Consider the following 11,489-nt stretch of genomic DNA (forward strand, 5'->3'; position numbering starts at 1 on the left):
CAAGCGGGCGAGGGGAATTGTGCAACTGCTACATAATACCGCAAAATAGTACTGATATTTGCGTATAATAGAGTGAGGGAAAGTAAGGAAAAAAGTAGAGTAAACTTAATAAAATTTATGGTTATTTAGCTTGCTCCGCTATAGAGATCTTTATCTCCATAGAGAGCAAGCAGTTAGATCGCAAGATTTTTGCAGTTATTAGCCAGTTACTATCATCTCAAAAACCTGTTGGATTTTTTGATGATCTTTAATACCTTTAGCAGACTCAACACCTGAATTGAGATCAACCCCTAAACAACCTTGAGCTAAGGCGTGTTCTAGATTATCCAAGTTAATTCCACCAGCCAAAAGTGCTTTTTGTTTGAGTTCTACGGGAATAAGCGACCAATTAAACACTTGCCCTGTTCCGCCTTGTTGAGTTGCTGTTTTGCTATCTAGCACATAACAAGTCACGAAAGGATTATCGCTAAAGGCAAATTCAGTTGCGTGAGTGTCAATGGATAACGCTCTCCAAATTTGAATTTTACCGTTTAATTTTTGATGTAGTTGGGCAATATAGGCATCATCTTCACTACCGTGAAGCTGAACTGCGTATAGTTCAAGCTGTTTTGCAATTTTTTCTACGAAATCGACCGCTTGGTTTTGAAATACACCAACAAAACGCAATGGTGCTTGAGTAACCAACTCTTGAGCTTGACGTAATGACAATGCTCTCGGTGAATTTTCTGCAAAAATTAACCCACCGTATAATGCCCCATTTTGATAGACTGCTTGGACATCTTGTGGGCGAGTTAGCCCACATACTTTATTTTCACCAAAAATCACCGCTCTTACCGCATTATTCAGATCAGCATTACCCATTAGGCTACTGCCGATTAAAAAACCTTGAGCATAAGGTTGAATCGTTTTAACTTGCTGATGAGAATAGATCCCCGATTCGCTAATTAAGCGGACATCATCAGGAATTTGTGTGCGATATTTTTTGACCAAATCAACAATGCGGTTCATATCAATAGATAGATCGTGTAGGTTACGATTATTCACGCCAATAATTTTTGCTTTGAGAGCCAAAGCTCGCTCAAATTCCTGTTCATTACTGGTTTCAGTTAATACTCCCATTCCCAAAGAATGAGCTAAATTACTTAATTCACGATAGGTTTCATCATCAACCACAGAGAGCATCAACAAAATGGCATCTGCTTGGTAATAGCGAGCAAGGTAAACTTGATAGGTTGAGATCATAAAATCTTTACATAAAATCGGCTGTGTAACTTGCTGACGAACTTGGTTTATGTAGTGGAAATCACCTTGGAAATACTTTTCATCAGTTAAAACAGAAATTGCTGTTGCATAATGCTTATAGACTTGTGCAATCGCATCTAAATCAAATTCTGCACGAATTAACCCTTTTGATGGCGAAGCCTTTTTACACTCCAAAATATAAGCGGGTAGATGGTGAGAATGTTTTGCAAATGCCGCATAAAAATCACGATCACTTGGGGTAATTTGAGATTGAAACTGAGCCAGTGGAAACAGTGAAGATTGTTCCGCCACCCATTGAGCCTTATCTTTAACAATCGTTTGCAGAATAGTCGGTTGATTTTGCATAGTAGATCCTATCTAAAAACTTCATAAGTTTGTTTGCGGTTTATGACGACATAATACCGAAAAATCGTTTAAAATAGCGAAATATTTTATAGAGATAGATAACAAATGAAAACCCAAATTAGACAACACTTAAATGATCTGCAAATTGCAATGCGTTTACATCATCAATGGGAAGAAGTAGCCCCTTCTGCTGAAGCCTTAGCAAGTACTGACCCTTTTTGTGTGAATACATTATCTGCAACACAATGGCTACAATGGATTTTTATTCCAAGAATGAATGCACTGCTTGATGCCAATGCTGAATTACCACGCAATTTTGCGATTACTCCTTATTTGGAAGAAGCCTTAAAAGATGAAAGTTATTTAATGGCATTGCATAAGCCTTTAGCCAAACTCGAAAATTTATTAAAAGGGTAAGCAATGCTAGAGATCATTTATCGTGATGACGAGTTGATAGCGATTAACAAACCAGCAGGAATGTTAGTCCATCGAAGTTGGCTAGATAAACACGAGACTGTTTTTGCAATGCAAACGTTACGCGATCAAATCGGGCAACACGTTTTCCCTATTCATCGTTTAGATCGCCCAACATCAGGGGTTTTATTATTTTCATTAAACAGTGAAATGGCTCGTATTATGAGTGAATTATTTGAGCAACACCAAATGCAGAAAAGCTATTTGGCAGTGGTACGAGGTTATCTACAAGGTGAAGGGCGAATAGATTATCCCCTGAAAGTGCAGTTGGATAAAATTGCGGATAAATTTTCACAAGAGAAAGAAGCTCAAAATGCGATTACCGACTACCAGCACTTAGCTCAAGTAGAAATGCCCTACCCAGCTGGGAAATTTCAAACAGCTCGTTATAGCCTTGTACAACTTTTTCCACAAACAGGCAGAAAACATCAACTTCGCCGCCATCTGAAACATTTGTTCCACCCGATTATGGGCGATTCGAATTATGGTGATTTACACCAAAACAGAGCTTTAACCGCCAATACAGGTTGCGACAGATTATTTCTACACGCGAACTTATTGCAATTTATTCACCCAAGAACTTTGCAAAAAATTGAGATAAATGCACCGCTTGATACACAATGGCAACAGCTTTTCACTCAATTTGAGTGGAATTTTGATCACTTTTTTAAAATTTAGGAACCAATATGGATAATACATTACTCAGTTTAAGTCACGAGCAGCAACAACAGGCAGTCGAGCAAATTCAACAACTGATGCAACAAGGTATCAGCAGTGGCGAAGCGATTTCCATCGTGGCACAACAATTAAGAGAACATCATAGAAACAACCAAGCGAGTGGAAAAAGTCTTTTATCTACGCAATAGATAATTAGGATCCCTCCGACTATTCTCCAAACTGTAAGCTATGGAGTTGTTTATAAGCACCACTTTGAGCAAGTAGCTCACTGTGTGTTCCACGTTCAATAATTTGTCCGTGATCAACGACTAAAATCTCATCTGCTTTTTCAATTGTAGATAAACGGTGAGCAATGACAAGAACGGTACGATCTTTTTGTAGCTCATCTAATGCAGCTTGAATAGCACGCTCAGATTCCGTATCTAACGCAGATGTGGCTTCATCGAGAACTAATACTGGTGAATCTCTTAATAACGCCCGAGCAATAGCTAAACGTTGGCGTTGTCCACCTGATAAATTCACCCCATTTTCACCAATAATTGTATCCAAACCTTGTGGCATTTTTTCAATAAATTCCATTGCATAAGCTGCTTTAGCGGCTTGTTCAATCTCTGCTCGACTATATTTATCCTTTGCCGCATAAGCGATGTTATTGGCAATCGTATCGTTAAAAAGGTGAACTTGTTGAGAAACTATCGCACACTGTTCTCGCAAATTATTTAAGGTGTAATGTTGAATCGGTTGGTTATCTAAATAAATATTCCCTGCATCAATATCGTAAAAACGAGTAATTAAATTTGCAATGGTCGATTTACCAGACCCCGAACGCCCCACTAATGCCAATGTTTTCCCTGCTGGGAGAGCGAAAGAGATATTTTTTAGTGCGGGTTGCTCTTTACCATAATAGGTAAAAGTTACATTTTCAAAACGAATATCACCTTTTGCTCGCTTAACTTGGTAAGTGCCATTATCTCTTTCTGTGGGTAAATCAAACAGTGTAAATAACGTTTGGCAAGCAGCCATTCCTCGTTGGAACTGTGCATTAACATTGGTTAAGGTTTTTAATGGACGTAAGATCCCCATCAATGCACCAATTACCGCTGCAAACTCCCCTGCTGTTAAACTATCTCCCATAATTTCAGGTGAACCAGCAACAAATAGTACAACCGCCAAAGCTAATGAGGCGATAACCTGAATAATAGGGTCAGAAATTGCTGTTGCAGCCATCATTTTCATTCCCTTACGACGCATATCATTACTGGTGTGATTAAAACGTTCTTCTTCTACTTTCTGCCCACCAAAAGAAAGTACAACTTTATGTCCCCTTAACATCTGTTCAGCACTTTCTGTCATACTTCCCATTGATTCTTGCATATTTCGGCTAAGCGTTCTAAATCGCTTAGAGACAATGCGGATCAAAATGGCGATTAACGGTCCAATAATAAACAGGACTAATGAAAGACGCCAACTATAATAAAACATTGTCATCACTAAAAAGAGAATATATACCCCTTCTCGAACCACACTTTGCAAAGCACTCGCTGATGAACTTGCAATCTGCTCTGAATCATAAGTAATACGAGATAATAATTTACCTGATGAATTTTGATCAAAGAAAGTTACAGGCATAAACATCAAATGTTTAAACACACGCTGACGCATTGTCATTACCACTTTGCCTGACACCCAAGCCAAACAGTAACTTGATACAAAGCTAGTTAAACCACGAGCAAAAATTAGCCCAACCACAATAAACGCCATCACTTTTAAAAAATTGCGATCAGCCTGTCCACCAAACCCTTCATCAATTAAAGGTTTTAGCATTGTGATTAAATAAGCATCTGCCGCCGCATTAAGTACCATTGCGACCATCGCCACTAAAATACCTAACTTAAATGGCGAAATCATCGGCCACAAGCGTTTAAAGGTTTGCCAAGTTGATTGATCTTGAGTCATCTCATCGATCGAGAAGGATTGTTTAGACATAATTTCTCTTTTATTCCATATAAATACGTTGCTATTTTAAAGGGTATTTAGATTTCTACCAAGTTTTCGATCAACAAGCGGTAAGATTGGTTAAAAGTTTTGCAAATCAATAAAAACACTTCAACACAAACTGAAATACAATCGGGGCAAAAATAGATGAAAGAATACCACAAAGTACCAATGCAACAGAGGCATAGCTGCCTGCTTTTATGCTGTATTCCATTGATCTTGCAGTGCCTAATGCGTGGGAAACCGCTCCCATACTTAAACCAATTGCTCGGGTATTTGTTACTTTTACCCATTTTAGAATAGCAATACCAAAAGCTGAGCCTGTAATACCAGCAATTGAAACCGCAACAGCACTCAATGCAGGGTTTCCACCCATCTCTTTAGTGATTGAAACCGCAATCGCGGTGGTAACTGATTTAGGTAATAACGCAAGCAAAATATCTTGGCTTGCCCCTAATGCTAAGGCAAATACTACGCCTGTTATCATTGTGAATAAGGTAGATGCCAATGCTAAAATAGCAATTTTTCTCCAGTGTTTAATAAGTTGGGGGAGCTGTTCATAGAAAGGAACGGCTAATGCGACAACTGATACACCAAGTAGCTGGTTAATTGGTAAATTACCTTGATAATACTGCTTAAAAGGAATGTTAAAAATCACTAACACACCAACAATCAGTAATAAAGAGAGAATAAAAGGATTTAAAATTGATGATTTCAGCTTTTTGCTTGCTTTTAAGCCGATAATAAATAACAGAATAGTGAGTAAGCTATAAGCATAAATAGATAAATCATTCATCTTGTTGCTCCGTTTGATTAAACAACCATTGTGCTAAATAGCCGATAATAATTAAACACCCAACAGTACTTAAAAAATTCGCAATAATTAAGGCTTGGAGATACTGATTAAGTATATCTATTTGCTCAATGATTCCAGAGCAAATTGGTAGGAAGAAGAGTGTCATATAGCGAGTTAAAGGGCGAGATGCGGGAGCAATCCATTGAATTTTGATGATTTTTAAGACTAATAAACTAAAGAGTAATAATAGCCCCCAAATGCTTTCTGGAATGCCTATCGGTAAAAGAATATTCAGCCATTGTCCTAGCAATAGCATCAAAAAAAGTAATGCTAATGCCACAATAAAACGTAGTGATTTAATTAACATTTTGCTTCCCGTTTATAACATTCGGTAATTAAATTAACCAAATACCTCAGAATGAGTGTTCAATCGAGTAAAAATAATACCTTTATCTGTTTTTCGATAGATTAATACTAAATCATTTTTAATATGGCAATCACGAAAACCTTGCCAATTTCCAGATAAGGGGTGATCTCTATATTTTTCAGGCAACATCAATCCATTAAAAAGACAATGCATAACTTCAACCATTTCTGCACCAAGCAATACTTCAGGGTGATTAGCTAATTTTTTCAAATCACGCTTATACTCTTTGGTAAAACTAATTTCCATTAGTTTCCTCATTTGAAAATTGCTTCATCAATTCAAGCATCTCTTCCGTAGAATTAATTTGATATGTTTCAATCTCACCATTCAATGCTTCTTGCATTGCCTGAATTGTTTTTTTATTTGGCTGATAATTTAACTGAACAGGAATGGAGTTTGTTGCAACGACTTGTTGCAAAAACATTTTAATTGCTTGAGCAGGATTTAGTCCATAGCTTTCAAATACGGAAAAAGCTTGTTGCTTTAATTCTGCATCTAAACGAAATGTGTATGATGTCATTTTATTTTCCTTTTCTTTATGTAAGACATTTGCATTACATTGTAAAACAAAGCATAGAATTTTCAAGGTAAATTGCTATTGCTTCACTTTAAATCTTACCGCTTGTCTTGAGAAATTTGATCACTTTGTTTAAATCTCTGGTGCGTGTTGATGGGGGAAGGCTTTTTAAAAAAGTTGCCCCATAATGACGCATTACTAAGCGAGAGTCGCAGATAATTACTGCTCCTTTGTCTGTAACATCTCGAATGAGCCGCCCAACACCTTGCTTTAAGGTAATAACGGCTTCAGGAATCTGAATATCATTAAATGGATCGCCACCTTGTAACTTACAATCTTCCATTCTGGCTTTCAGCAATGGCTCATCGGGTGCGGTAAATGGCAGTTTATCAATAATCACCAAAGAGAGAGCATCGCCTCGTACATCAATCCCTTCCCAAAAACTTTGGGTTGCCACCAATACGCTATTTGGCTCAGCAATAAATTTCTCAAGCAGACGACTTTTACTGGTTTCACCTTGTAACAATACGCTCAACTGGCTATGCTCCCGCAGGAAATCAGCTAAACCACGCATCATAAAATAAGAGGTACACAGCAGAAAACAGCGGCCATTATTCGCTTCAATAACAGGTTTAAGTAGTTGCCCTAATATCGTTAATGTGTGGGATTTGTTGGTATCAGGTAAATAACGTGGCACACAAAGTAATGACTGTTTTGCATAATCAAAAGGGCTTTGTAATACCATTTGCTCGGCATTTTCAATTCCTAAGCGTTGGCAAAAATGCTCAAATTTACCACCGACTTCTAAGGTTGCGGAAGTGAAAACCCAAGCAGCCTTTTGGCTTTTCATCTGCTCACCAAACTTATCCGATACCGTTAATGGGGTAATGTGTAAACCAAAATAACGTCCATTCGCTTCATACCAATAGCAGTAGCCAACCACCGTAGTATCGCTCAATTTTTTTAGCAAAACTTTGACTTCCGCTAAACGTTCAAAAATTTTATCTAAAGTTTCGGAACGTCCTAGTGATTTTTTAACCACTTCACTTAAAAAATCCAGATTTTCATTCAGCTTGTTTAGCCCTTCAACCACTTTGGGATTGTTCAGCAACTCTCGTAAATTCCCCCTGAGTGAGCCATCGCCAAGCAGTAAGCGGAAATCTTGTACCACTTTTTGCAAATGATCCGATGCTTTACCGAGTTGAGCGAGATCTTTTAATTCTGAACGATAGACAATGTTACAATCTTTGCAAATATCAAAAAGCTGACGAGAAGTAAGCGATTGACCAAAATACTGACTGGCAATATCGGGCAGTTGATGAGCTTCATCAAAAATGACTAATTCCGCATCGGGAATAAGCTCGCCAAATCCATTTTCTTTGACTGCCATATCCGCACAGAAAAGATGATGATTAACCACCACGATGTCGGCTTCCATCGCCCTTTTTCGTGCTTGTACCACATAACACTCTTTATAATTTGGGCAATCTGATCCTAAACAACTTTCTGTGGTACTCACTAATTGCGGTAAGATAGGGCTATCTTCTGCGATTGTGATACATTCGCTGAGATCGCCTGTTTTTGTTGAGCTATGCCACTTTCTGACTTTGGATAAATCATTTAAGACCGATTTATCGCCTAATACGCCCATTGCAATCAGCTGATCTAGCCGTTCCAAACATAAATAATTCGCTCGCCCTTTTAATAAAGCCACTTTACCTGTGTAATTCAAGGCTTTTTGGATCGTAGGCAGATCTCGGCTAAATAGTTGATCTTGTAGATTTTTAGAACCAGTTGAAACAATGGTTTTTTTACCTGATAGCAAAGCTGGCACGAGATAAGCGAAGGTCTTCCCTGTACCCGTTCCCGCTTCAATAACAGCACTACTTGCAAATTTTACGGCTCTTCCCACCGCTTGTGCCATTTCCAACTGTGCCTGACGTGGACGAAAACCTTGAATATTACTACTTAAACGCCCATTGGGGCTAAAAGCATCGTTGATTTTTTCTTGATATTTCATTTAATTAGAGTTGAAGCGGTGAATTACTATCAATTTTTTGCAAAGAATCTAATATATCTTACCGCTTAAAGTGAATAACGTTTCTTAAGGCTCTGTTCATCTAAAGCTTTAAGCCAAGCTAATTTTTCTTTAATCTGTTTTTCCATTCCCCGTTCTGTTGGGAAATAGAACTGGGTTTCTTTTAAAGGTTCAGGGAAATAGTTTTCACCAGCGGCATAGGCATTCGGTTCATTATGAGCATATCGATATTCATCGCCATAACCTAACGATTTCATTAACTTAGTTGGTGCATTGCGTAAATGCTCTGGAACATCATAATCCGTTTCTTCTTTAGCAATACGTTTCGCTTCATTAAATGCGGTATATACTGCATTACTTTTTGGTGCAACTGCAAGATAAATAACCGCTTGAGCAATGGCTCTTTCCCCTTCATAAGCCCCTACTCTTGTGTAGCAGTCCCACGCTGCAAGGGCAACTTGCATTGCTCTTGGATCTGCATTACCGATATCTTCCGATGCGATTGCTAATAAACGGCGTGCAACATAAAGCGGATCACCACCAGCCGTTAATATGCGAGCATACCAATATAATGCTCCATCAGGCGATGAGCCTCGCACCGATTTATGTAATGCTGAAATGAGATCATAAAATCGATCCCCACCTTTATCAAAACGAGCTTGTCGTTCACCTAATACTTCAGTAAGTAAATTTTTATCTAGCAATTTTCCTTGGGGTAGTTGCTCTGCCATATCGCACATCAATTCCAAACAATTTAAGGCAAAACGTCCATCACCATTGACGTAATTCGCGAGGAGTTGCAAAACATCATCTTGTAAAATCAATTTTTCATTACCCAAACCACGCTCTTTATCAATAATCGCATTTTGCAGAAGTTGGATAATGTCTGTTGCTTGTAAAGGTTTTAGAATATAGATACGTACCCTAGAAATTAGGGCGTTATTGAGTTCAAAAGAGGGATTTTCGGTCGTTGCCCCGATAAAAATAATAGTGCCATCTTCAATATGGGGTAAAAAAGCATCTTGTTGGCTTTTGTTGAAACGATGAACTTCATCGACAAACAGTAGTGTTCTTCGTCCTGTTTGTTGATTTAATTTTGCTTTATCTATCGCATCTCGAATCTCTTTAATACCACTGGTAACCGCTGATATCCGTTCGACATCAGCATCTAACGCATTGGCAATAATTTCAGCTAATGTGGTCTTGCCTGTACCTGGAGGTCCCCAAAAAATTATTGAGTGGCTATGCCCTGCTTCAATAGCTCTGCGTAATGGCTTACCTTGAGCAATCAAATGTGATTGACCAACGTATTCATTCAAGTTGCGTGGACGCATTCGGGCAGAAAGCGGTCTAAAATCTGCTGAAAAATCCAAAGCTAAACTATTCATTAACGTAAATGTAATCCCCGACGAATTTGGCGCATCAACAGGAAAATCCAAGGCCATAACACACCGCTTATGACCGCACCTAATAACTCTTGCACATTGAAATCTGCACTGTGTAAAACAAATTCAACAAAAAAAATAACAAATCGGATTAAGGCGATATAAACCATCACTAATAGGCTTTGTAACCATAGTGATAAATTACGCAAAATAAGGTGATATTTCGCCACAAAATAGATTGCAATAGATAACACTAAAGCGTGCATACCTAAAATAGAACCTAAAATAACGTCCCAAATAATACCTGCAATAAATGCGGTGCCGACGCTTATTTTATCTGGTAAAGCTAATGCCCAGTAAATGAGTACAAGAGCAATCCAAGCGGGACGCAGCCCTTGGAAACCTGCTGGCCAAGGCATAATTTCAAGGACAAAAGAAATCATAAAAATAAATACCAATACTAATAATTGAAAAATAGCATTTTGCCTCATTGTTCTATTCCTTCTTCTGCACCACCATTGACATCGTTTTCTGCATCAGGAACTGGCGTTTCTTCTAAATGCTCTTCTGTTGTTGGCTCAGTATCTTGCACCTTCTCTTTTTGGCTTGATTTTAAACGATCTAGCGGATTTAAACTTTTACGTCTTTCTTCTACGGCATTTCTCACATCTTGTGGTGAAATCGTTTGAGTGCGAAGCTCTTCACTAGTTGGCCATAGTAATAATAAATAACGTAAACGTTCTAATGACGCTAAAGGGCGAGCTGTTACTCGTGCAAAATGGCTAGAACCATCATTTACTACGGTTTCAACGACTGCCACAGGATAACCTTCTGGGAAATTACCACCTAAACCAGAGGTAACTAATACATCACCTTTGATAATATCGACTGTTCTCGGTAGATGATCTAAGATAAGTTCATCATTATGCCCTGTTCCACTGGCGATCCCCCGTACATCATTGCGTAAAACTTGTACGGGAACAGAGTGAGTTACATCTGTCAATAACAATACTCGGCTACTTTTCTCCCCAACCGAAATAACCTGTCCAACAACACCTTTCTCATCTATAATCGGCTGTCCTACAAATGCACCGTCAGCTTTACCTTGATTAACAATAACTTGCTGGCGATAAGCATCCATTTCCGCTGTTAATACTTCAGCTACTTTTTTATATTCATCTTGTCGAAGAGGAGAACTTAATAATAGACGTAGTCGTTGGTTTTCTACTTTTAATTGATCAAGTAATAATAAATCTGCATTCTTTTCACGAACTTGTTCTCTCAATACTTGGTTTTCTAACTTCAGACGCTGGCTATCAATAAAATTATTACTCACGCCATCAAGAACTAAACGAGGACTATTGGCGAAGTAATATAAACCGCTCACTGCAGTTTCTAAAACATTTCTGACCTGAATAATTGCTGAACTTCGCCCATCTAAAAAAATACAAATAATAGAAAGTGATACCGCAATAAATAGGCGAACACCAAGTGGGGGAGCTTTGGAAAAAATGGGTTTCATACTATAACTATAGGCTCATACTATAAAAAGGGCTATATTCTAAATGAAG

General features: G+C 38.2%; 13 protein-coding genes. 3 read left to right on the forward strand and 10 right to left on the reverse strand.

Annotation, left to right across the window (positions count from 1 at the left end; all coding sequences use genetic code 11):
* Positions 1-198 precede the first annotated feature (198 nt).
* On the reverse strand, positions 199-1,608 hold the full coding sequence (trpCF, locus tag ACWIW0_RS10590; RefSeq protein WP_454453281.1) for a bifunctional indole-3-glycerol-phosphate synthase TrpC/phosphoribosylanthranilate isomerase TrpF: 1,410 nt from the start codon (positions 1,606-1,608) through the stop codon (positions 199-201).
* 105 nt (positions 1,609-1,713) lie between these two features.
* Here trpCF and ACWIW0_RS10595 point away from each other — a divergent pair, with 105 nt between their 5' ends.
* The 3 genes from ACWIW0_RS10595 to ACWIW0_RS10605 are packed head-to-tail and all read left to right on the forward strand — an operon-like array spanning position 1,714 to position 2,948.
* Positions 1,714-2,025: a YqcC family protein gene (locus tag ACWIW0_RS10595; RefSeq protein ID WP_454453282.1), complete on the forward strand. Its 312-nt coding sequence runs from the start codon at positions 1,714-1,716 to the stop codon at positions 2,023-2,025.
* A 3-nt stretch (positions 2,026-2,028) separates the two neighbouring features.
* Positions 2,029-2,760, forward strand: coding sequence for a tRNA pseudouridine(65) synthase TruC (gene truC / locus ACWIW0_RS10600; protein WP_454453283.1), 732 nt, complete (start codon positions 2,029-2,031; stop codon positions 2,758-2,760).
* 8 nt (positions 2,761-2,768) lie between these two features.
* Entirely contained in the window at positions 2,769-2,948 is a 180-nt protein-coding gene (locus ACWIW0_RS10605; RefSeq protein ID WP_454453284.1) for a YoaH family protein, read from the forward strand.
* A 19-nt stretch (positions 2,949-2,967) separates the two neighbouring features.
* On the opposite strand, the gene msbA is transcribed toward ACWIW0_RS10605, so the two are convergent.
* The 9 genes from msbA to mreC form a co-directional block, all read right to left on the reverse strand.
* Positions 2,968-4,746, reverse strand: coding sequence for a lipid A ABC transporter ATP-binding protein/permease MsbA (gene msbA, locus ACWIW0_RS10610; RefSeq protein ID WP_454453285.1), 1,779 nt, complete (start codon positions 4,744-4,746; stop codon positions 2,968-2,970).
* A 106-nt stretch (positions 4,747-4,852) separates the two neighbouring features.
* Positions 4,853-5,551, reverse strand: coding sequence for an LrgB family protein (locus ACWIW0_RS10615; protein ID WP_454453286.1), 699 nt, complete (start codon positions 5,549-5,551; stop codon positions 4,853-4,855).
* On the reverse strand, positions 5,544-5,918 hold the full coding sequence (locus tag ACWIW0_RS10620) for a CidA/LrgA family protein (RefSeq protein ID WP_454447077.1): 375 nt from the start codon (positions 5,916-5,918) through the stop codon (positions 5,544-5,546). The genes ACWIW0_RS10615 and ACWIW0_RS10620 overlap by 8 nt, the downstream gene beginning before the upstream one ends.
* Positions 5,919-5,951: 33 nt before the next feature.
* Positions 5,952-6,224 (reverse strand): type II toxin-antitoxin system YafQ family toxin, encoded by a 273-nt coding sequence (locus ACWIW0_RS10625; RefSeq protein ID WP_454453287.1) that lies wholly within the window; start codon positions 6,222-6,224, stop codon positions 5,952-5,954.
* Positions 6,214-6,498, reverse strand: a complete 285-nt coding sequence (locus tag ACWIW0_RS10630) for a type II toxin-antitoxin system RelB/DinJ family antitoxin (protein WP_454453288.1) — start codon at positions 6,496-6,498, stop codon at positions 6,214-6,216. Before ACWIW0_RS10630 ends, ACWIW0_RS10625 begins: the two co-directional genes overlap by 11 nt.
* An 88-nt stretch (positions 6,499-6,586) precedes the next feature.
* Positions 6,587-8,515, reverse strand: a complete 1,929-nt coding sequence (locus ACWIW0_RS10635; RefSeq protein WP_454453289.1) for an ATP-dependent DNA helicase — start codon at positions 8,513-8,515, stop codon at positions 6,587-6,589.
* Positions 8,516-8,580: 65 nt separating this feature from the next.
* Entirely contained in the window at positions 8,581-9,921 is a 1,341-nt protein-coding gene (locus ACWIW0_RS10640; protein ID WP_454453290.1) for a replication-associated recombination protein A, read from the reverse strand.
* Positions 9,921-10,409 (reverse strand): rod shape-determining protein MreD, encoded by a 489-nt coding sequence (gene mreD / locus ACWIW0_RS10645; protein ID WP_454443369.1) that lies wholly within the window; start codon positions 10,407-10,409, stop codon positions 9,921-9,923. Before mreD ends, ACWIW0_RS10640 begins: the two co-directional genes overlap by 1 nt.
* Positions 10,406-11,440 (reverse strand): rod shape-determining protein MreC, encoded by a 1,035-nt coding sequence (gene mreC / locus ACWIW0_RS10650; RefSeq protein WP_454447080.1) that lies wholly within the window; start codon positions 11,438-11,440, stop codon positions 10,406-10,408. The genes mreD and mreC overlap by 4 nt, the downstream gene beginning before the upstream one ends.
* Between the last annotated feature and the right edge of the window lie 49 nt (positions 11,441-11,489).

The organism is Ursidibacter sp. B-7004-1, from assembly GCF_053654055.1.